Origin of the sequence: Microbacterium barkeri (assembly GCF_027921765.1) — a bacterium.
GTDB classification, from domain to species: Bacteria; Actinomycetota; Actinomycetes; order Actinomycetales; family Microbacteriaceae; genus Microbacterium; species Microbacterium barkeri.
Map to the genome: position 1 here is coordinate 1 of NZ_BSEJ01000002.1, position 20,998 is coordinate 20,998.

At 72.6% G+C, this 20,998-nt stretch carries 20 protein-coding genes; 9 read left to right on the plus strand and 11 right to left on the minus strand.

The genetic code is table 11. The features are described from left to right. The 5 genes from PKE79_RS03075 to PKE79_RS03095 all read right to left on the minus strand — a co-directional run. The coding region (locus tag PKE79_RS03075; RefSeq protein WP_271172199.1) for a translation initiation factor IF-2 N-terminal domain-containing protein at positions 1-248 on the minus strand (248 nt) is incomplete at its 3' end. 60 nt (positions 249-308) lie between these two features. Beyond that, positions 309-596: a YlxR family protein gene (locus PKE79_RS03080; RefSeq protein WP_309299957.1), complete on the minus strand. Its 288-nt coding sequence runs from the start codon at positions 594-596 to the stop codon at positions 309-311. Positions 597-645: 49 nt separating this feature from the next. Next, on the minus strand, positions 646-1,635 hold the full coding sequence (gene nusA, locus PKE79_RS03085; protein WP_271172201.1) for a transcription termination factor NusA: 990 nt from the start codon (positions 1,633-1,635) through the stop codon (positions 646-648). Between the two features lie 106 nt (positions 1,636-1,741). Continuing rightward, entirely contained in the window at positions 1,742-3,214 is a 1,473-nt protein-coding gene (locus PKE79_RS03090) for an alanine/glycine:cation symporter family protein (RefSeq protein WP_271172202.1), read from the minus strand. 51 nt (positions 3,215-3,265) lie between these two features. Further along, a complete protein-coding gene (locus tag PKE79_RS03095) occupies positions 3,266-5,020 on the minus strand; it encodes a proline--tRNA ligase (RefSeq protein WP_271172203.1) in 1,755 nt (584 codons plus the stop codon). 132 nt (positions 5,021-5,152) lie between these two features. Here PKE79_RS03095 and PKE79_RS03100 point away from each other — a divergent pair, with 132 nt between their 5' ends. Genes PKE79_RS03100 through PKE79_RS03110 form a run of 3 tightly spaced genes read left to right on the plus strand, consistent with a single transcriptional unit; the run spans position 5,153 to position 7,970 of the window. After that, positions 5,153-5,611 carry a carboxymuconolactone decarboxylase family protein gene (locus PKE79_RS03100; protein WP_271172204.1) on the plus strand — a complete coding sequence of 153 codons (459 nt, stop codon included), beginning with the start codon at positions 5,153-5,155 and terminating at the stop codon, positions 5,609-5,611. A 5-nt stretch (positions 5,612-5,616) separates the two neighbouring features. Beyond that, the gene (locus tag PKE79_RS03105; protein ID WP_271172205.1) at positions 5,617-6,507 is read left to right on the plus strand and encodes a sigma-70 family RNA polymerase sigma factor; all 891 of its coding nucleotides are present in this window, start codon (positions 5,617-5,619) and stop codon (positions 6,505-6,507) included. A gap of 35 nt (positions 6,508-6,542) precedes the next feature. Then, complete coding sequence (locus PKE79_RS03110) at positions 6,543-7,970, plus strand: RNB domain-containing ribonuclease (protein WP_271172206.1); 1,428 nt, start codon at positions 6,543-6,545, stop codon at positions 7,968-7,970. Between the two features lie 10 nt (positions 7,971-7,980). Here PKE79_RS03110 and PKE79_RS03115 read toward each other — a convergent pair whose 3' ends face one another. Then, positions 7,981-8,568, minus strand: coding sequence for a TetR/AcrR family transcriptional regulator (locus tag PKE79_RS03115; RefSeq protein ID WP_271172207.1), 588 nt, complete (start codon positions 8,566-8,568; stop codon positions 7,981-7,983). Between the two features lie 66 nt (positions 8,569-8,634). Between PKE79_RS03115 and PKE79_RS03120 the strand changes: the two genes are divergently transcribed. Together PKE79_RS03120 and PKE79_RS03125 are read left to right on the plus strand one after the other, a co-directional pair. After that, positions 8,635-9,246 (plus strand): NAD(P)H-dependent oxidoreductase, encoded by a 612-nt coding sequence (locus PKE79_RS03120; protein WP_271172208.1) that lies wholly within the window; start codon positions 8,635-8,637, stop codon positions 9,244-9,246. Between the two features lie 58 nt (positions 9,247-9,304). Beyond that, entirely contained in the window at positions 9,305-9,991 is a 687-nt protein-coding gene (locus tag PKE79_RS03125; RefSeq protein WP_271172209.1) for an alpha/beta fold hydrolase, read from the plus strand. 6 nt (positions 9,992-9,997) lie between these two features. Here PKE79_RS03125 and PKE79_RS03130 read toward each other — a convergent pair whose 3' ends face one another. Both PKE79_RS03130 and ispG read right to left on the minus strand, forming a co-directional pair. Then, the gene (locus PKE79_RS03130) at positions 9,998-10,753 is read right to left on the minus strand and encodes a metallophosphoesterase family protein (RefSeq protein ID WP_271172210.1); all 756 of its coding nucleotides are present in this window, start codon (positions 10,751-10,753) and stop codon (positions 9,998-10,000) included. A 22-nt stretch (positions 10,754-10,775) separates the two neighbouring features. Then, on the minus strand, positions 10,776-11,927 hold the full coding sequence (gene ispG, locus PKE79_RS03135) for a flavodoxin-dependent (E)-4-hydroxy-3-methylbut-2-enyl-diphosphate synthase (RefSeq protein WP_271172211.1): 1,152 nt from the start codon (positions 11,925-11,927) through the stop codon (positions 10,776-10,778). 244 nt (positions 11,928-12,171) lie between these two features. Between ispG and PKE79_RS03140 the strand changes: the two genes are divergently transcribed. Then, the gene (locus PKE79_RS03140) at positions 12,172-14,106 is read left to right on the plus strand and encodes a chorismate-binding protein (RefSeq protein ID WP_271172212.1); all 1,935 of its coding nucleotides are present in this window, start codon (positions 12,172-12,174) and stop codon (positions 14,104-14,106) included. 17 nt (positions 14,107-14,123) lie between these two features. Here the strand turns inward: PKE79_RS03140 and PKE79_RS03145 are convergent, their stop codons facing one another. Continuing rightward, complete coding sequence (locus PKE79_RS03145) at positions 14,124-15,458, minus strand: M50 family metallopeptidase (RefSeq protein WP_271172213.1); 1,335 nt, start codon at positions 15,456-15,458, stop codon at positions 14,124-14,126. Between the two features lie 76 nt (positions 15,459-15,534). Here PKE79_RS03145 and PKE79_RS03150 point away from each other — a divergent pair, with 76 nt between their 5' ends. The 3 genes from PKE79_RS03150 to PKE79_RS03160 all read left to right on the plus strand — a co-directional run bounded on the left by PKE79_RS03150 (position 15,535) and on the right by PKE79_RS03160 (position 18,672). Then, complete coding sequence (locus PKE79_RS03150) at positions 15,535-16,137, plus strand: hypothetical protein (RefSeq protein WP_271172214.1); 603 nt, start codon at positions 15,535-15,537, stop codon at positions 16,135-16,137. Positions 16,138-16,291: 154 nt separating this feature from the next. Further along, complete coding sequence (locus PKE79_RS03155; protein WP_271172215.1) at positions 16,292-16,987, plus strand: YcnI family protein; 696 nt, start codon at positions 16,292-16,294, stop codon at positions 16,985-16,987. 74 nt (positions 16,988-17,061) lie between these two features. After that, positions 17,062-18,672 (plus strand): Mur ligase family protein, encoded by a 1,611-nt coding sequence (locus PKE79_RS03160; RefSeq protein WP_271172216.1) that lies wholly within the window; start codon positions 17,062-17,064, stop codon positions 18,670-18,672. A gap of 134 nt (positions 18,673-18,806) precedes the next feature. Here PKE79_RS03160 and dxr read toward each other — a convergent pair whose 3' ends face one another. Together dxr and PKE79_RS03170 are read right to left on the minus strand one after the other, a co-directional pair. Beyond that, entirely contained in the window at positions 18,807-19,892 is a 1,086-nt protein-coding gene (gene dxr / locus PKE79_RS03165) for a 1-deoxy-D-xylulose-5-phosphate reductoisomerase (protein ID WP_271172428.1), read from the minus strand. Positions 19,893-19,897: 5 nt separating this feature from the next. Continuing rightward, positions 19,898-20,854 carry an FKBP-type peptidyl-prolyl cis-trans isomerase gene (locus PKE79_RS03170; protein WP_271172217.1) on the minus strand — a complete coding sequence of 319 codons (957 nt, stop codon included), beginning with the start codon at positions 20,852-20,854 and terminating at the stop codon, positions 19,898-19,900. Positions 20,855-20,998 lie beyond the last annotated feature (144 nt).

Here is a 20,998-nt window from a genome sequence, read left to right on the forward strand (position 1 = left end):
CCGGGGCGCGGCGCGCCGGGGCGCGCGGGTGCGGGCTTGCGGGCCGCGGGCTTCGCGTCGGCGGGGGCGTCCGCGGGCTTCGCGGCGGCCTCCGACTCGAGCGCGGCGCGCAGCTTGCGCGCGACGGGCGGTTCGACCGTCGACGACGGGCTCTTCACGAACTCGCCGAGCTCCTTGAGCTTCGCGAGCGCGACCTTGCTGTCGACGCCCAGCTCCGCGGCGATCTCATGTACGCGTGGTTTTGCCACAATTCTCCTGTCTGGGGCGGCCTGCCCCGGACAGGGCAGACCTCTAAAGGCGGACGGGTCTCATTTCGAGCCGTTCACTTGATTTCCATAGCTGCTCAGCCATTTCTCGAAGGTCTGCGTGTCGAGCGGGCCCGGCACGCGCAGTGCTCGTACGAAGGCGCGGCGTGTGAGTGCGGTTCCGATGCACTCGGGCGTCGGATGGACCCACGCCCCCCGGCCCGGCATGACAGCGCGCTCATCGGGGACGAGCTCGGAATCGATGACGACCACCCTGAGAAGGGCGGCTCGGGGAGCGCGCATGCGACAGGCGACGCACGTCCGTACGGGTTCCATCCTACACCTCGGCATCGCGGATGGCCGTCGCGCGTGTCGCGACGGCCCTTTCGATCGGGCCGGCTCAGCCCTGCTCGAGGATGCTGTCGGGCTGGATGTCGATCTTGGCGCCCGTGAGCTTGGCGGCGAGACGGGCGTTCTGCCCCTCCTTGCCGATCGCGAGCGACAGCTGGTAGTCGGGCACGAGTGCGCGAACGGCCTTCGTCGTCGCGTCGAGCACGAAGCTGCTCGTCACCTTGGCGGGAGACAGCGCGTTCGCGACGAACTTCGGGAGGTCGTCATCGTGGTCGACGATGTCGATCTTCTCCCCGCTGAGCTCCTCGGTGACGGCGCGGACGCGGCGGCCCAGCTCGCCGATGCAGGCGCCCTTCGCGTTGATCGACGGGTCGTTGGCGCGCACGGCGATCTTCGTGCGGTGCCCCGCCTCGCGGGCGAGCGAGGTGATCTCGACGAGTCCGTTCGCGATCTCGGGGACCTCGAGCGCGAAGAGCTTGCGGACGAGACCGGGGTGCGTGCGCGACACGGTGATCTGCGGGCCCTTGAGGCCCTTCGCGACGCTCGTGACGTAGACGCGCAGGCGGGATCCGTGCGAGTACTCCTCGCCGGGCACCTGCTCCTCGGGCGGCAGGATGGCCTCGACCGTGCCGAGGTCGACGTGGATCATGCGCGGGTTGGGCCCCTGCTGCACGACGCCCGCGACGATGTCGCCCTCCTTGCCGCGGAACTCGCCGAGCACGGCGTCGTCGGCCAGGTCGCGCAGGCGCTGGCTGATGACCTGCTTGGCCGCGTAGGCGGCGATGCGGCCGAAGTCCTCGGGAGTCGTCTCCTCCTCGCCGATGACCGCGCCCTCCTCATCCCGCACGGGGACGAGGATCGCGACGTGGCCGGTCTTGCGGTCGAGGTGCGCGCGTGCGCCCTCGGGGATCTCGCCGCTCTGGGAGACGTGCTTGCCGTATGCCGTGAGGACGGCCTGCTCGATGATCCGAACGAGTTCGTCGAACGGGATCTCCTTCTCGCGCTCGACCGTTCGCAGCAATCCGAGATCGATATCCACAGCGTCCTCCGTATTCAGCTCTCATCGGCACACGTCTCGCCGACATCTCCGCAACGATACCGGATCGAGCCGCGCCCACGCTGGGAGCGGCCCGCGGGCGCGGGCCTCAGCGCCTGCGGCCGACCACCCGGATCGGGCCGGTCACGCTCTCCGCGTTCTCCCAGCACTCGATGCCCTGCACGTCGGGCATGAGGTCGCGCGTGAACACCGGATCGGCACCTGCTCGGCGCTGCTGCGAGTAGTCCTTGAGCAGTCGGAAGACGAGACCCGACAGCAGCGCGACCGCGACGAGGTTGATCACGGCCATGACGCCCATGATCGCGTCCGCGAGCGTCCAGACGAAGCTCGCGGCGGCGACCGACCCCGCGAGCACCGCGAGCACGACGAGCGCCCGAAACGTCGTGAGCACCGCGGGCTTCGTCGAGATGAACTCCATGCTCGCCTCGCCGTAGTAGTAGTTCCCGATGATCGAGCTGAACGCGAGCATGAACACGACGACCGCCAGGGCGATCGTGGCCCAGCCCCCGAGCGACGAGGTCAGCGCGTGCTCGGTGAGCTCGATGCCGGACATCCCGCCCTTCTCGATCGGGACCGCGACGAGGACCGTGAACGCGGTGATCGAGCACACGATCATGGTGTCGAAGTAGACGCCGAGCGACTGCACGAAGCCCTGCTTCGCGGGGTGCGTGACGGCGGCGGCGGCGCCCGCGTTGGGCGCCGAGCCGAGGCCGGCCTCGTTCGAGAACATGCCGCGCTTGACGCCCGTGAGGATGATCTGGCCCAGCGTCGCGCCGAGGATCTGGTTGAACCCGAACGCCTGCGTGAAGATCGACGCGAACGCCGCCGGGAGCTGGTCGATGTGCACGATGACGACCGCGAGGCCCAGGAGCAGGTAGGCGAGCGCCATGACGGGGACGAGCCCCTGCGTCACGCTCGCGATCCGGCGCACGCCGCCGAACACGATGACGCCCGTCAGCGCCGCCGTGAGGATCCCGACGACCCAGAGCAGCCAGGTGCCCTCGACCCCGGAGAGCTGCGTGATGGCGGACGACATCGTGAGCGCGATCGTGTTCGCCTGCAGAGCCGAGAAGGCGAACGGGAAGCAGAAGATGAGGATGACCGCGAACGCGACGCCCATCCAGCGGGCGCGCAGTCCCTTTGCCATGTAGTACGCGGGGCCGCCGCGGAAGCCGTCCTTGTCGCGCACCTTGAACAGCTGGGCGAGCGTCGACTCGGCGAAGGCGGAGGCGGCGCCGATCGTCGCCATGAGCCACATCCAGAAGACCGCGCCGGGCCCGCCGACCGCGATCGCGGTCGCGACGCCCGCGATGTTCCCCGTGCCGACGCGCGAGGCCGCCGAGATGGTGAACGCCTGGAACGAGGACACCGACTGCGGGCGGCCGTCGTCGTCGAGCGGGGTCTTGTCCGCAAGGGTCCGGATCATCTCCGGCAGCATGCGGATCTGCACCGCGCCCGAGCGCACCGTGATGTACACGCCGAGGAGCGCCACGATCGGCAGCACGATCCAGGTCCAGAACTGGTCACCGACAGATGCGATGAGCGCTTCGAGGTCTTCCATGCGCGTCAGTATGTCGCCTCGGAGGGCCGCGGCCAAACGCCGCGCGGCGCGTCAGGCCGTCAGGCGCGCCACGGCGTCGGCGAACGGGACCACCTCGCGGTCGCCCGTCCGACGGTCCCACAGCTCGACCATCCCGTCGGCCGCACCGCGCCCGACGACGACGAGCTTCGGCACGCCGATGAGCTCGGCGTCGCCGAACTTGACCCCCGGCGACACCTTCGGGCGGTCATCGTAGAGCACGTCGAGGCGGGCCGACTCCAGGTCGGCGACGAGCCGCTCGGCGAGCGCGAACGCCTCGTCTCCCTTGCCCGTGGCCACGACGTGCACGTCGAACGGCGCGACCGACTCGGGCCAGATGAGGCCCTTCTCGTCGTGCGAGAGCTCGGCGATGATCGCGAGGATGCGCGTGACGCCGATGCCGTACGAGCCCATCGTGACGGTCACGAGCTTGCCGTTCTCGTCGAGCACCTTGAGGCCGAGCGCCTCCGCGTACTTCCGGCCGAGCTGGAAGACGTGGCCGATCTCCATGCCGCGCGCGAGCGTCACGGGGCCCGAGCCATCCGGAGCGGGGTCTCCGTCGCGCACGGTCGCGGCCTCGACGAAGCCGTCGGCCGTGAAGTCGCGCCCGGCGACGAGCCCGTGCACGTGGCGGTCGGCCTGGTTCGCGCCCGTGATCCAGCGCGTGCCGTCGACGACGCGGGGGTCGAGGAGGTAGCGGATGCCCGTGGCCGACTCCTCGCCGAGGATGGGCCCGGTCGCGCTCCAGGGTCCGATGAACCCGCGGACGAGGAGCGGGTTCGCCTCGAAGTCGGCGTCCGTCGCTGGCTCGACCTCGGCGGGCGCGAAGGCGACCTCGACGCGCTTGTCGTCGATGTCGCGGTCGCCGGGGATGCCCACGACGACGAGCTCGCGCGTGCCGTCCAGATGGGTGAGCGCGAGCACGACGTTCTTGAGCGTGTCGGCCGCGGTCCACTCCCCCTCGAGCACGTCGTTCGCGTGCGCGACAAGGGTTTGGATGGTCGTGGTGCCGGGCGAGTCGAAGACGACGGGCTCGGGGAGGCCGTCGAACGGGACGGGCTCGGGCGCCGTCGTCGTGTACGCCTCGACGTTGGCCGCGTAGCCGCCCTCGCTGCGGACGAAGGTGTCCTCGCCGACGGGCGTCGGGTGGAGGAACTCCTCGGAGCGCGACCCGCCCATCGCCCCGGCGTCGGCCTGCACGATCGCGTACTCCAGTCCGAGGCGCTGGAAGATGCGCTCGTACGCGTCGCGCTGCGCCTGGTACGAGCGGTCGAGGCCCTCGTCGGTGTGGTCGAACGAGTACGCGTCCTTCATCGTGAACTCGCGTCCGCGCAGGAGGCCGGCGCGCGGCCGAGCCTCGTCGCGGTACTTGTCCTGGATCTGGTAGATCGTGAGCGGAAGGTCCTTGTACGACGAGTAGAGGTCCTTGACGAGGAGCGTGAACGCCTCCTCGTGCGTCGGCGCGAGGAGGTAGTCGCCGCCCTTGCGGTCCTGCAGACGGAAGAGGAGGTCGCCGTACTCGTCCCAGCGGCCCGTGGCCTGATAGGGCTCACGAGGCATGAGCGCCGGGAAGTGCACCTCCTGCGCACCGGCCGCCGTCATCTCCTCGCGGATGATCTGCTCGATCCGCGCCTTCACCCGCAGGCCGAGCGGGAGCCACGCGAAGATGCCGGCCGCCTGACGGCGGATGTAACCGGCCCTGACGAGCAGGCGGTGGCTCGCGACCTCTGCCTCGGCAGGGTCTTCTCGGAGCGTGCGGACGAAGAGTTGCGACAGACGGGTGACCACGAGCGACAAGTCTAGGCCCGCGCCCTCGCCGCTCCGACACGCCGGCGGCGCCCCCGTCACACTTCGCGCACGCGCTCCGACGGTATGGATGGACGGCCATCCGCCGTCGACACCGACCGGAGGAGGACGCCCATGTCGCGCATCGCGATCGCGAAGACCAACAAGCTCGGCTATGCCGCGGTGATCGGCCTCGAGGGCTATGTGCGCTCGACCGTGGACGCCGAGCTCTACGAGCTCATCAAGCTGCGGGCATCCGTCCTGAACGGATGCGGATTCTGCGTGGACATGCACGCGACCGACGGAGCCCGGCGCGGGATCTCGCAGCGCAGGCTGCACGCGGTCGCCGCGTGGCGTCATGCGCGCTCCCTGTTCGACGAGCGCGAGACGGCGGTGCTCGCCCTCACCGACGCCGTCACCCGCCTCGGGCCCGACGGGGTCGACGACGAGGTCTGGGATGCCGCGGCGCGGCACTTCGACGACGGGCAGCTCGGTGCCATCGTGCTGGCGATCGCGACGATCAACGTGTGGAACCGGATCGCGATCGCGACCGAGATGGAGCCGCCGGTGGACGCCGCCCACCCCGTAGCCTGAGCATCGTGGAGGCCCTGTCGTCGCGCTCGGCGGCCGCTCTCGCCTGGCGCGAGGAGCGCGACCGCCTCGTCGGCATCGCCTATCGGATGCTCGGGGACTTCGGCCACGCGGAGGACGTGGTCTCCGAGGTGGCGCTCGAGGCCGTCCGCGCCGAGCGGGGCGCGTCCGTGCGGTCGTGGCCCGCATGGCTCACCACGACGTGCGTGCGGCGCTCGATCGACCGACTGCGGCAGCTCGCGGCGGAGCGGGAGGAGTACCCCGGCCCGTGGCTCCCCGAGCCGGTCGCGGTCGACCGCCTGCCCGAGGACGTCGTCGCCGATCGCGAGATGCTCTCGCTCACGGTGCTGCACCTCGCCGAGCAGCTCTCGCCCGAGGCGCGCGCGGCCGTCGTGCTCCATCGGGCGTTCGGCATGAGCGCGGTCGAGATCGGACGCGTGCTCGAGCGCTCGCCGGCGGCCGTGCGTCAGCTCATCTCCCGCGGCGAGCGCCGGCTCCAGCTCGACGGAGATCGCGCCGCGTCGCCGCCCCCTCCCTCGCGTGAGGCGCTCGCCCGCGTCGTCGAGGCCATCGAGGGCGGCGACATCGCAGCCGTGGTGGCGTCGCTCGCCGACGACGCCATCCTGTGGGCGGACGGCGGAGGACGCGTCCGCAGCGCTCTCAACCCCGTCTTCGGCCCGCTTCGCATCGCCCGCTTCCTCGCGGGCATCCTCGGCAAGGCGATCGCGGCGGGCGTGCGGCCCCGCGTCGCGCACACGGAGGTCAACGGGGAGCCCGGGCTGTCGCTCGCGATCGGGGCTGAGATCGACGTCATCGCGTTCGAGTTCGACGCGAGCGGCGCCATCCGCGGCATCCGCCGGGTGTCGAACCCCGAGAAGCTCACGCGCGTGCTCGCCTGACTCCCGCGCGGCGGGCGCGCGCCTAGGCTGACGGCATGCCGGCACGTCACACCCGCCTGTCGCCGTCCGCCGTCCAGAGCGCGCTCGGAGAGGCGCTCGCCGAGCTGCGGCGATCCCTCGAGCTGCCCGATTCGTTCCCGCCCGAGGTCGTCGCCGAGGCGGAGGAGGTCGCCGCGAGCGATGCCGCCGTCGACGGCTCGGACGCCGAGCGCGCGGATCTGCGCGACCTCGCGTTCCTGACGATCGATCCCGAGGGATCGCGCGATCTCGATCAGGCGATGCACATCGCCCGCGCGGGTGACGGCTTCGTCGTCCACTACGCGATCGCCGACCTCGCGGCGTTCGTGCGCCCCGGCGGGGCGATCGACGCGGAGGCACGGCGCCGCGGGCAGACCCTCTACGCGCCCGACGGCTCCATCCCACTCCATCCCGAGGCCCTGTCGCACGGGGCCGCGTCGCTCCTGCCCGACGAGGACCGCCGCGCCTATGTGTGGCGCTTCGCGCTCGATGCCGAGGGAGCGCACGGCCCCGAGGACGTGACGCTCGAGCGCGCGTGGGTGCGATCACGGCGCCAGTGGACGTACGAGGAGGCCCAGCGGGCGATCGACGACGGCTCGGCCCCGGAGACGCTCCGGCATCTTGCAGAGGTCGGAGCCCTGCGGATCGCGCAGGAGGCCGCGCGCGGCGGAGCGAGCCTCAACGCCCCCGAGGAGGAGATCGTCGACGGGCCGGACGGCTACACACTGCGGATGCGCAGGCCCCTTCCCGTCGAGGACTGGAACGCGCAGATCTCCCTCATGACGGGGATGGCCGCGGCCGCGATCATGCAGCGGGAGGGCCGCGGCATCCTGCGGACGATGCCCCCGGCCGACGAGGAGTCGCTCGCGGAGTTCCGGCGGCGCGTCGCGCTCCTCGGTCGCCCCTGGGACGACGCCGTGGACTACGGCGAGTACCTGCGCCGGCTCGACCCCGCCGACCCCGCGACGCCCGCGGTCCTGCAGGCCGCGAGCGCGCTCTTCCGCGGTGCGGACTACGCGGCGTTCACGTCTCCCGACGAGATCCCGGCGGATGCCGGCCAGGCCGCGATCGGCGCGCCCTACGCGCATGCGACCGCTCCCCTGCGGCGGCTCGTCGATCGCTTCGTGCTGCTCGCCTGCACGGGGCGTGCCGATGTCGACACCCTGCCGCTGCTGCCCGACATCATGCGCCGGTCGTCGGCCCTCGCGTCTCGTCTCGAGTCCGGCGCCGTCGACCGCGTCGAGGCGGCCGTCCTGCACGCGCGCATCGGCGACATCCTGGACGCGGTCGTCCTCGCCGAGACGAAGGGCGGACGCCGCGTGCAGATCGCCGACCCCTTCGTGACGGCGACGGTGCGGGAGGCGGTCGAGCCGGGCACGCGCATCCGCGTGCACGTCGAGTCGACCGACATCGCGACGGGAGAGGTCGTCCTCTCCGTCGCGTGACGCCTGGCGCTCAGGCGGACGCGCTCGCGAGGGCGATGACGCCGTCGATGCCCGCGTCGACCTGCCCCGCGTCGATGTGCCCCGCGACGACGAGCGTCGCGAGCCCGTGCGCGAGGCCCCAGACACCGGCCACGGCCGCCTCTCGGGTCGGATCGTCGAGCTCGGGCGCGGCCTGTGCGACGACCTCGGCGATCAGCTCCTCGTTCGCGCGGATGAGCGGTGCCATCGCCTCCGACGGATGGCCAGGCACGCACACCTCGGGGTCGAAGACGATGCCGAAGCCGTGCGGATGCTCCCGCGCGTACCCGACGTAGGCCGACGCGATCGCGCGGAGCCGTGCGCGCGCATCGCGCTCCCCCTCCGCCGCGCGGCGCTGCGCGTCCAGGAGGGCGTCCATGTGCCGCTCGGAGAGGCGCTTGAGGAGCGCGAGGCGGTCGGCGAAGTGGTGATACGGCGCGTTGTGGCTCACACCCGCCCGGCGTGCGACCTCACGGAGGCTCAGCGCCGCCGCACCGCGCTCCGCCAGGAGCGCTTCCGCCGCCTCGAGCAGCGCGGGACCGAGGTCGCCATGGTGGTACCTGCTGACGGATGTTGACACGCGCAAGATCCTAGCTATCCTGACAGTGTCCACATTCTGGACAGTGCCCACTTCTCAGGAGGAGGCGTGCCCGCTCTCGTCATCGACGGCCATCCGTCGCCCGATTCCCTCGTGTCCGCCCTCGCCTCCCGCTACGCCGAGGCGTACGGCGACGCCCGGGTCCTCGCCGTGCGCGACCTCGACTTCGATCCCGTCCTGCGCGCGGGCTACCGGGGCGAGCAGCCGCTCGAGCCCGACCTCGAGGACGCGCTCGAGGCGATCTTCGCCGCCGACCACGTCGTCGTCGCGACCCCGGTCTGGTGGGCATCGACGCCGGCCCTCCTCAAGGGCTTCCTGGATCGCGTGCTCCTGCCCCGCGTCGCCTACCGGTATCGGGCGAACGGGTTCCCCGAGGGACTCCTCCGCGGGCGCACGGGCCGGGTCATCATGACGAGCGACTCGCCTCGGTGGTTCCTGCACGGGACCGGGGATCCCGCGATGCGGCAGCTGCGGGGTCAGACCCTGCGCTTCTGCGGCATCCGCCGGGTCCGCGCCTCGCGCTTCACCGACGTGCGCCATGCGGACACGGCGCGGACGAGCGGATGGCTCGAGCGCGTCGCCGAGGACGCGCGGCGCGACGCCGCGCGCGTCTCGCGAGAGGCGCCCAGCGCCCTGATCGCCCGCCCCGTATCCGCCTGAAGCAGAACGCGGCGCCGCCCCTTCCGCCGTGTCGGAGGCTCCCGCTAGCGTCGAGTGCATGGACGTCCTCCTCATTCCCGGTCTCTGGCTCGACGCACGGTCCTGGGGGCCGGTCGTCGACGCGCTCACGGCTGCCGGCCATCGCCCCCGCCCCCTCACCATGCCCGGCGTCGGGGACCCCGATCCCGGCGACATCGGCCTCGCCGACTGGATCGACGCGGTCGTCGCGGAGATCGACACCGCCGCCGAGCCGGTCGTCCTCGTGGGCCACTCGGGCGGCGGCAACGTGGCCTGGGGCGCGGTCGATGCGCGGCCCGATCGCGTGGCACGCGCGGTCTTCGTGGACACGGTGCCGCCTGCGCCCGGCTTCGGCATCTCGGAGTTCCCCGTCGAGGGCGGCGTCGTGCCGTTCCCGGGGTGGGACTTCTTCGACGCGCCCGAGACCGCCGACCTCGACGCGGAGACGCGCGAGCGGACGGCCGCGCTCACCGGAAGCGTGCCGGCCCGGGTCCCGACCGACGAGATCGCGCTCTCGGATCCGCGACGGCACGACGTGCCGGTCACACTCCTGATGGGGTCGATGGACGAGGACGCCCTCCGCGCCGAGCTCGCGCAGTGGGGGCCGTTCGCGGACGAGTTCGGCGCCATCGCCGACGTCGAGATCGTGCGCATCGGCTCGGGGCACTGGCCGCAGTTCACGCAGCCGGAGCGGCTCGCCGAGCTCGTCGTCGCCGCCGTGCGCTGAGGCCGCTCAGGCGGTCTGGCGACCGCGGTAGACGGCGGTGCGCAGCTCGATCTCCCACACGTCCGCCGTGGGCATCGCGCGCTCCCGGGCGACCGCGATCTCGGCTTCGACGTCGTACGGCACGCGCACGAACTGGACGCCGAAGGGGGCGCCGCGCTCCCCATCGAGCTCGCCCTCGAGGATGACGTACGACGGCGTGGGCTCGTCGAGCGGGTTGCCCACGCTGCCGACGTTGAAGAGCGTGCGCCCGTCGGCCGACTCGATGTACGCGTCGTGGATGTCGCCGTAGCCGACGACGTCGGGAGCCGCACCCGGTCCGGTCATCTCGGTGGCGCGGAACATCCCGTCGAACTGCTCGGCCGTGTGGTGGAAGTGCACGCGCACGTGCGGGCTCTCCGCCGACGCGTGGAAGAGGCGGATGCGGCGCCCGCTCAGCGCGAGATCGTGGCAGAGCGGCAGCGTGCGCAGCCAGAGGCGCTGCGCGGCCGCGAGCTCGTCGCGCCACCAGACCATCTCGGCGGGGCCCTCGTCCGGGATGGTGTCGAGGAAGTCGTCCCAGTTGCCCCGCACGTTGACCGCGCAGGCCTCCTGCACGCGCGCCACGGCGGCGCTTCCGCGCGGGCCCTTGCCCGCCGTGTCGCCGAGGTTGACGATGTGCCTGATGCCGCGCGCGGCGATGTCGGCGAGCACGGCCTCGAGCGCCGTGAGATTGCCGTGGACGTCGGAGATCAGGGCGATGCGGTCGAGGGGCACGGACGCCATCCTGGCACGGCGCCGCGCGGCGCTACGCCGTGACGACCTGCGCGGTGCCGAGCGGGGCGTCCGGGCCCATCGCGTCGGCGATGCGGTTCGCCTCCTCGATGAGCGTCTGCACGATCTCGGCCTCCGGCACGGTCTTGATGACCTCGCCCTTGACGAAGATCTGGCCCTTGCCGTTGCCCGATGCGACGCCGAGGTCGGCCTCGCGCGCCTCGCCGGGCCCGTTCACGACGCACCCCATGACCGCCACGCGCAGCGGCACCGTCATGTCCTTGAGCCCCTCGGTGACGCTGTCGGCGAGCGAGTAGACGTCGACCTGGGCGCGTCCGCACGACGGGCAGGACACGATCTCGAGCTTGCGCTCGCGCAGGTTGAGCGACTGCAGGATCTGGTGGCCGACCTTGACCTCCTCGGCGGGCGGCGCCGAGAGCGAGACGCGGATGGTGTCGCCGATGCCCTCCGCGAGGAGGATGCCGAACGCCGTGGCCGACTTGATCGTGCCCTGGAAGGCGGGGCCCGCCTCGGTCACACCGAGGTGCAGCGGCCAGTCGCCGCGCTCGGCGAGCAGACGGTACGCCTTCACCATGACGATCGGGTCGTTGTGCTTGACCGAGATCTTGAAGTCGTGGAAGTCGTGCTCCTCGAACAGGCTCGCCTCCCACACCGCCGACTCGACGAGGGCCTCGGGCGTCGCCTTGCCGTACTTCTCGAGCAGGCGGCGGTCGAGCGAGCCCGCGTTCACGCCGATGCGGAGCGAGACGCCGGCGGCCTGCGCGGCCTTCGCGATCGCGCCGACCTGGTCGTCGAACTTGCGGATGTTGCCGGGGTTGACGCGGACAGCCGCGCAACCGGCGTCGATCGCCTGGAACACGTACTTCGGCTGGAAGTGGATGTCCGCGATGACCGGGATCTGGCTCTTCTTCGCGATGATGTGGAGGACATCCGCATCGTCCTGGCTCGGCACCGCGACGCGGACGATCTCGCAGCCCGACGCCGTGAGCTCGGCGATCTGCTGCAGCGTCGCGTTGATGTCGGTGGTCGGCGTCGTCGTCATGGACTGCACGCTGACGGGGGCGTCGCCGCCGACGAGGACCTTCCCGACCCGGATCTGACGCGACTTGCGGCGCGGGGCGAGGGTCTCGGGCACGCGGGGCATACCGATGTTCACTGCAGGCACGGGTCCAGGTTACGCCGCACGGGTGGAAGCGGGCTGGATGGCGGGCGAGCGGAGCGGCGGGAGCGACGCACCGCGCGGCACGCTCCGCGCGCCTGTGGTAGTTTCAGGCGCATGTTCGCGAACCGCACCTGGTGGCCCGCCCGATAGGCGGTGCTTCGCGAACCTCGAATTCGACCGCCCAGTTCAACCGGATGGGGCGGTCTTTTCTGTCTGAGGGCAGCCTCGCCCAGGAGGAGTTTCACGCATGACCGGGACCGCTGCCCCCGCCACGGCCGACCTCATCGCCCGCCTCGCCGCCGACCCCGCCGCCTCGTTCGCGCTCATCGTCCGAGAGGGCGGCGACGCGGTCGAGGTGCTCGAGGGCGAGGTCGTCGACGTCGAGCTGCTCGCGGACATCCCGCTGACCGGGCCCGACGGCACCCCGCGCGAGGTGCTCGCGCTCGTGCCGTTCCGCCAGGTGCGCGAGCGCGGCTTCGAGGCGCACGACGACGACGCGCCGCTGCGCTGCCTCACCGTCGACGCGCACTCGGCCATCCCGCTCGACGCCGCCGTCGCCGCGCTGCCGGCCGAGCACATCCCGCTCGCGTCCGCGGGCTTCGACCTCGACGACGCGGAGTACGCGGCGATCGTCCGCCGTGTCATCTCCGAGGAGATCGGGCGCGGAGAGGGCGCCAACTTCGTCATCCGCCGCGACTACGTGGCCGGCGTCGACGCCGACCCGCGCGTGGCCGCGCTGACCTGGTTCCGCGCGCTGCTCGAGCACGAGCGCGGCGCGTACTGGACCTTCGCGATCATCACGCCCGGGCACGTGGCCGTCGGGGCGAGCCCCGAGGCGCACGTCAGCGCGCGCGACGGGGTGGTCACGATGAACCCGATCTCGGGCACCTTCCGCCATCCGGCCGGCGGCGCGACGGTCGAGACGCTGACGGAGTTCCTCTCGTCGACGAAGGAGACCGAGGAGCTCTTCATGGTCGTCGACGAGGAGCTCAAGATGATGAGCGCCGTCTGCAGCGACGGCGGCCGGATCACGGGCCCGCATCTCAAGGAGATGTCGCGCCTCACGCACACGGAGTACGTGCTGCGCGGGCGCTCGCGCCTGGACCCGCGCGAGATCCTCCGGGAGACGATGTTCGCCCCGACGGTCACGGGCTCCCCCATGCAGAACGCGTGCGCGGTCATCCGCCGCCACGAGGCGTCGCCGCGCGGGTACTACTCGGGTGTCGCCGCGCTGTTCACGCCGAACGCCGAGGGCGGGCACGATCTCGACGCCCCGATCCTCATCCGCACCGCGTATCTCGAGGACGGGCGCCTCCGCGTGCCGGTCGGCGCGACCCTCGTGCGGCACTCGGATCCGTACGGGGAGGTCAGCGAGACGCACGGCAAGGCGGCCGGCGTGCTCGGCGCGATCGGCGCCATCCCGCGCGCGATCACGATCGTGCCCGACGACGACGAGCCGGCCCCCGCCCGTCGTCTCGCCGACGACCCCGACATCGCGACGCTCCTGGCCTCCCGCAACGCGCGCCTCGCGCCGTTCTGGATGCAGGAGCAGGAGCCGGGTGCCCGGCAGGCCCCGTTCACGGGCCGACGCGCGGTCGTCGTCGACGCCGAGGACCGCTTCACGACGATGCTCGCCCACCAGCTGCGCCACCTGGGCCTCGACGTGGAGATCGTGCACTGGAGCGAGGCCGATCCCGCTCGCCTCGACGCGGCGGAGCTCGTGGTCTCGGGCCCCGGCCCCGGCGATCCGCGCGACGACGAGAGCCCGCGCGTCGCCCGGATGCGCGAGGTCGTCGTGCGCCGACTCGAGCAGCACCGCCCCCTTCTCGCCGTGTGCCTGAGCCACCAGATCCTCGCGGACCGCATCGGCGTCGGCCTCGGGACGCTCGCGAGCCCCCACCAGGGCCTCCAGCTCGACGTCGACCTCTTCGGCGAGCGCGCATCGATCGGCTTCTACAACACCTTCACGGCCCGCGTGACCCCCGGCGTCACGCGGCTCACACCGAGCGAGACGCGGTGCGGCGCGGTCGGCGAGGTCGAGGTCGCGGCCGACCCGTCGTCGGGCGACGTCTACGCCCTCCGCGGTGCGGGCTTCGCGTCGGTGCAGGGGCACCTCGAGTCCATCCTGTCGCGCGACGGCATGCGGACCCTCGAGCGCCTCGTCGCGCACGCGCTCGCCTGAGACCGCCTGGCGCGCGTTCAGCCGCCGAGCAGCTGCACGGGGTTGAAGATGTCGGCCGCGAACAGCAGCGCGCCCATGCCGATGAGGAGCACCACCACGACGAGCGTGAGGGGCACGAGGCGCGTGGCGTCGGTGGGCGCCGGCTCGGGGCGGCCGAGGAGCTTGGCGACCGCCCGGCGCGCGCCGTCCCACAGGGCGACGAGGATGTGACCGCCGTCGAGCGGCAGCAGCGGCACGAGGTTGAAGACGAACAGCGCGACGTTGAGCGACGCCAGGAGGCTCGTCATCACGGCGACGCGGTCGAGGATCGGCGCGTCGGTCGCGGCCACCTCACCCGCGAGACGCCCCACGCCGACGACGCTCATCGGGCCGTCCGCGTCGCGCTCCCCGCCGGTGAGGAGGTCGTAGGCGGTGTCGTACAGCCGAGCGGGAAGGTCGACGACGATCCCCACGACCGCCGCGACGTTGTCTGCTGCCGCCTGCGGACCCGCCCAGATCGGCTCGCACACGCGCTCGACCGACGAGCTGATGCCGGCGTAGCCGACGGTCTCGACCGACGTCGTGCCGTCGTCCGCGGTGACCTCGACCTCGTTCTCGACGGGCGTGAGCGTCAGCGGGACACGGGCGCCGTCGCGCTCCACGACGACGGGGATGGCTGTGCCGGGGTGCGCGCGGATGATCTCGGATGCCTCGGCGAACGTCTCCACGGGGGTTCCGTCGAGCTCGACGAGACGGTCGCCGGGGAGGATGCCGGCCGCGTGCGCCGGCGCCTCGGGATCGTCGGCCGCGCATTCGGTGGCCGTCGAACCGGGAGGAAGGACGCACTCGGACACGGCGGCGACCGTCGTCGTCGCCTGCTGCATGCCGATGCCGCTGAAGAGCACCGCGAACAGGACGACCGCGAGCACGAGGTTCATGATCGGGCCGCCGAGCATGATGACGACGCGCTTCCACACCGGCAGCCGATGGAAGGTGCGCGCGTCGTCGACGCCCTCGAGCGTCTCGGCGTTCGCCGCCTGCGCGTCCTGCACGAGCGTCGCGTAGATGCCGCGGCGACGGGCGGCGCGCGCGGAGGCCGCGGCCGAGTCGACCGCCGCCGTCGGCTCGTCCTTCGCGGGCGGGTACATGCCCGCCATCGAGATGTAGCCGCCGATCGGGAACGCCTTGACGCCGTACTCGGTCTCGCCGCGGCGCGTCGACCACAGCGTCGGGCCCATGCCGATCATGTACTGCCCGACCCGCACGCCGAAGCGCTTGGCGGGCACGAGATGCCCGATCTCGTGCAGCGCGATCGAGACCGCGAGGCCGACCACCATGACCAGCACACCGATCACGAACGCGAGGACATCCACGCCGCCACGCTAGCGGCCACGCCTCGGAGTTCCCCGCACGGCGCGGGCGCAGGCCGCGAGCGCCTATCCTGGGGGCGTGACCGACCGGCAGCTGCGCGCCCTCCGCGGGGCGTCTGCGTCGACGGTCGCGACCGTGCTCGCCGCCGTCTCGCACACGGTCGGCGGCGGAGCCGCTCCCGCTCCGCTCCTCGTCGTCGCGATGGCCGCGGTGCTCGCTCTGCCGGCCATCCTCGTCGTCGGCCCGCGTCCGCGACTGTCCCGCGTGCTCGCCGCCGTCGTCACGACCCAGGCGGCGTTCCACCTCGCGTTCCTCGCGCTCGGGTCGCCGGTCGCGACGCGCATCTCCGAGAGCGCGCACGCGGGGCATCTGCACGCCGAGGCGCACGCTCATCCGGCCCTCGTCGAGACGGCCGTCCTCGCGACGGCGGCCGATGCCCCCATGCTCGCGGCGCACGCGGTCGCCGCGCTCGTCACGACGGCGCTCCTCTGGCGCGGCGAGCAGCTCGTCCGCGCGATCGCCGCGTGGGCGATCGCGCGCCTCGTGCGCGCGGCCGCGCTCCCGCTCGCGCGCATCCGTCGTCGGCTTCCCCTGCGTGCAGACCGCCGCGGCGAGCGGGCGAGCCGGCGCTTCCACGACATCCGCCTGCAGCGCGGACCGCCTTCGGCTTCCTTCGCCTGACATCGCCCATCCCGGGCACCCGTCGCGCCGCGCGATCGCCGCGCGCGACGTCCGGCGCATCCGCGCCATCCGGCACCCCCGCGCGCCCTCCGGCCTGCCCCGCAGCCGGGCCGCGCTGCGCCGGAGCGAATCGAAGACCCCGAAGGAAACAGCCATGACTCCCATCGCCCCTGCCCGTCGTCCCGCCATCCGCCGTCGCGGCATCCGCCTCGCCGCGTCCGGCGCCCTCGCCGCCGCCCTCGTGGCCGCACCGCTCGCGGCGCACGCGCACGTCACCGTGACGCCCGATGCTCCCGTCGCGGGCGGGTACGACGTGCTGACGTTCGCGTTCTCGCACGGATGCGACGACTCCCCCACGACCGCCCTCGTGATCACGCCGCCCGCCGACGGCATCGACTCGGTCGTCCCGACCGTCCAGGCCGGATGGTCGATCGACGTCGAGCGCGACGCGTCGACCGGCCTCGTGCAGTCGATCGCGTACACGGCGGACGAGCCCGTGCCGAACGCGATGCGCGCCGCCGTGGAGCTCTCGGTCGCCTACTCCGCCGACGCTCCCGACACGCTCGCATTCCCCGTCGAGCAGCTGTGCGTCGACGGGTCGACCTCGTGGTCCGAGATCGCCGAGGACGGCGAGGACCCGCACGACCTCGAGGCTCCGGCGCCGGTCGTGACGCTCGCGCCGGCGGCGGAAGACGACGGCCACGCTGCGGACGACGCAACGACGGAGACGGACGCGGCCGAGGCCGACAGCGGCGCGGTGCCGATCGCGCTCGGTGCGGGCGGTCTCGCTGCCGGGATCGCCGCTCTCGTCGTGAGCGTCCTCGCGTATCGCCGCACCGCGCGTCGCTGAGACGATGCGAGGCGCCGACACCCCGTCGGCGCCTCGCATGCTCTCCTCGGATCGCGCGTGAGACGATGGAGAGGATGTCCGCGACACCGTCGAACCTGCCCCCCGTCCTGCGACCGGAGAACCCGCCGCGACGCTCCCTGACCGAGCTCGCCGAGCGCTTCGGCGGCGAGCTGCGCGGGGAGGCGACGGGCGTCGAGCTCACCGGCGTCACGCTCGCGACCGCCGACCTGCGCGCGGGCGAGGCGTTCGTCGCGATCCGCGGCGTCAACCGCCACGGTGCGGAGTTCGCGGCGGCCGCGGCCGAGAAGGGCGCCGTCGCGGTCGTGACGGACACCGAGGGCGCCGAGATCGCGGCGTCGGCCGGCCTGCCGATCGTCGTCGTCTCCGACCCGCGCGCCGTGCTCGGCGATCTGTCGGCGTGGGTCTACGGCACCGACCGCGACCTGCCGCTGCTCCTCGGGACGACCGGCACGAACGGCAAGACCTCGATCACGCACCTTCTCGACGGCATCCTCACCCAGATGGGCGTGGTGACGGGGCTCTCCTCGACCGCCGAGCGCCACATCGCGGGCGAGGTCATCGTGTCGCGTCTGACGACCCCCGAGGCGAGCGAGTTCCACGCGCTGCTCGCCCTCATGCGCGAGCGCGGCGTCGAGGCCGTCGCGGTCGAGGTCAGCGCGCAGGCGCTGACCCGCCATCGCGTCGACGGCCTCGTCTTCGACGTCGCGGCGTTCACGAATCTCACGCACGACCACCTCGACGACTACGCCGACATGCGCGAGTACTTCGAGGCGAAGGCGTCGTTCTTCACGCCCGAGCGCTCGCGCCGCACGGTCATCTCCCTCGACTCGGCTCCCGGTGCCGAGTACGTCGCGCGCGCGACCGTGCCCGTGGTCACCGTCGCCACCCCGTCGATCGCGGCCGACCCCGATGCGGCCGCCCAGGCGGACTGGATCGTCACGATCGACGACGAGCGCCAGGAGGGCACGCGGTTCACGCTGACCGGACCGGATGGCCGCGCGCTCACGTCGGTCGTGCCGGTCATCGGCCCACACATGGCGTCGAACGCCGGCACCGCCATCGTCATGCTGCTCGAGGCCGGCTTCGCGTGGGAGCGCATCGTCGAGGCGCTCGAGCGCGACGGCGGCATCCGCGCGTACCTGCCCGGGCGCACGCAGCTCGTCTCGGGACCGGAGGGCCCGGCGGTCTACGTCGACTTCGGCCACACGCCCGATGCGTTCGAGAAGACGCTGGCGGCCGTCCGCCGCGTGACTCCCGGCAAGGTGCTCATGCTCTTCGGCGCCGACGGAGACCGCGACAAGACGAAGCGCCGCGACATGGGCCGCACGGCCGTCGAGGGAAGCGACATCGTCGTCATCACTGACCACCACCCTCGACACGAGGACCCCGCGGCCATCCGCGCGACCCTCCTCGAGGGCGCACGCGCGACGAACCCGGATCACCCGATCTACGAGTTCTCGCCGCCCGAGACCGCGATCGTCGAGGCGGTCAAGCTCGTCGGACCGGGCGACGCGATCCTCTGGGCGGGCCCGGGTCACCAGGACTACCGCGACATCAAGGGCGTCCGCACGCCGTACTCGGCGCGCGAGCTCGCACGGCGCGCGCTGCGCGACGCCGGCTGGCCCGTGCCGGACCCGGCCTGGCCCGTCCCCTACGAGGACTGAGCCGCCCCCGAGCCCTGGCGCTTGCCCCGAGCCCTGGCGTCTGCCCCCCGAGCCCTGGCGCTTGCCGCCTGCGGCCGGTCAGATCCGCGGATGGCGGCCGCAAGCGGCAAGCACGCCCGCGGGCGGGCGCGCCGTCAGCCGCGTGCGGCGATGAGCTCGTCAGCGCTGCGGCGCGCCCAGGCCTCCGCGTCGGCGAGGGTCTCGAGCGTGAGCTCGGCCGGAGCCTCGTGTCGGTCGAGCACGGCGGCGATCGTGTCGACGATGCCGGGGAACGACAGCCGCCCGTCGTGGAACGCCTCGACCGCCTGCTCGTTGGCGGCGTTGTAGACGGCGGGATGCGTGCCACCGGCCTCACCCGCACGTCGCGCGAGCCGCACCGACGGGAATGCGTCGTCGTCGAGCGGCGAGAACTCCCACGTCTGCGCCGCGGTCCAGTCGATCGGCACGTCGACGTCGACGAGACGCTCGGGCCAGGAGAGGCCGAGCGCGATCGGGACGAGCATGCGCGGCGGTCCGGCCTGCGCGATCGTCGAGCCGTCGTGGAACTCCACCATCGAGTGGATGAGCTGCTGCGGGTGCACGACCACCTCGATCCGGTCGTACGGCACGTCGAACAGCAGGTGCGCCTCGATCACCTCGAGGCCCTTGTTCACGAGCGTCGCCGAGTTCGTCGTGATGACGCGCCCCATCGAGAAGTTCGGGTGCTTGCGCGCCTGGGCGGGCGTGACGTTCTCGAGCGCGGAGCGCGACCATCCGCGGAACGGCCCGCCCGACGCGGTCACGACGAGGCGGCGCACCTCGCCGCGCTCCCCGGCCCGCAGCGCCTGGGCGATCGCGGAGTGCTCCGAGTCGACCGGGACGATCTGCCCCGGGCGGGCGAGCCGCTTGACGAGCTCGCCGCCGACGATGAGCGACTCCTTGTTCGCGAGGGCGAGCGTGCGCCCGGCCTCGAGCGCCGCGAGCGTGGGGCCGAGGCCGACGGAGCCCGTGATGCCGTTGAGCACGATGTCGGCGTCCACGTCCCGCACGAGCTGGGCCGAGCCCTCCGCGCCGAGGGCCATGTGCTCGACGCCGAACTCGGCCGCCTGCGCGCGGAGCAGGTCCGCGTTGGATCCCGTCGAGAGGCCGACCAGCTCGAACCGGTCGCGGTGCGCGCGGATGACCTCGAGCGCCTGCGTGCCGATGGACCCGCTCGACCCCAGGACGATGACGCGGCGCACGCGGGTCACTCCGCCGGAGCCTCTTCTGCGGCGGGCGCCGGGTGCTGGGTCGCGAGGATGTCGACGACGAAGACGAGCGTCTCCTCCTGGAGCTCGTTGCCCTCGCTCGCGCCGTAGCCCTCGGCGGGCGGGATGACCGCGAGCACCTGCGAGCCGACCTTCTGGCCCTCGAGGGCCTTCTTGAAGCCCGTCACCACGCCCGTGGTCTCGAACTGCGCGGGCGTGCCGCGGTCCCAGCTCGAGTCGAACACGGAGCCGTCGGAGAGCTTCACGCCCGTGTACTGGACGAGGACCATGTCGCCCGCCTCGACCGTGGCGCCGTCGCCGGCCTTGAGGGTCGACAGCTCGGTCGTCTCCGGCGCCTCGGCGCCCTCCGGGATCGTGACGGTCGGAGCGCCGTCCTCGGCGAGCTCGACCGTGGGCATGCCCTCGGTCGGCTCCTGCTCCTCGCCCCACGCCGCGGTCGGCGTCACACTGAGGAGGTCGAAGACGTAGATCTGCGCGTTCGTCGCGGTGCCGGCCTGGTCGGTGCCCGACGGAAGCGCGAGCACGAGACGCGAGCCGACGTTCTCGCACCCCGTGAACTGACCGAGCGACTCGGGCGACACGAGCGCGGGGAGCAGCTCGCCCTCGTTGTAGCCGAGCTCCCCGACCTTCTCGCCGCTCACGGCGTCGTAGGCGGTGAGCGCGTAGTTGAGGTAGTCGCCGCTCTGGACCGGCTCGCCGTCGCCCTCCTCGAGGACGAGGCGCTGGGCCTCGGGGACCTCGATCGGCTTCTCGAAGGTGGCCGTCGACGGCTCGCCGAGCTCGCCGTCCACTGTCACCGACTCCACGGCCTCGCCCGTGGGGGCGGCGGCCGCGCAGAGGTCGGCGGGCGTGCCCGTGGGCGACGCCTCCGGCTCCGCCTCTCCCGAGGGCGCGCAGCCCGCGAGGGCGAGAGCCGCGACGACGGCGGTGGACATCAGGCCAAGGGAGCGAGCACGCACGGAAACCTCATTCATCGGGGGATCGCGTCCATCCTCCCCGATTTCCGCTCCGCATGCGCTGAACGCCGCGGTCGCACCGGCGATCCGCAGGATTCCGGCGGCGGCATACGTCGGCAGTAC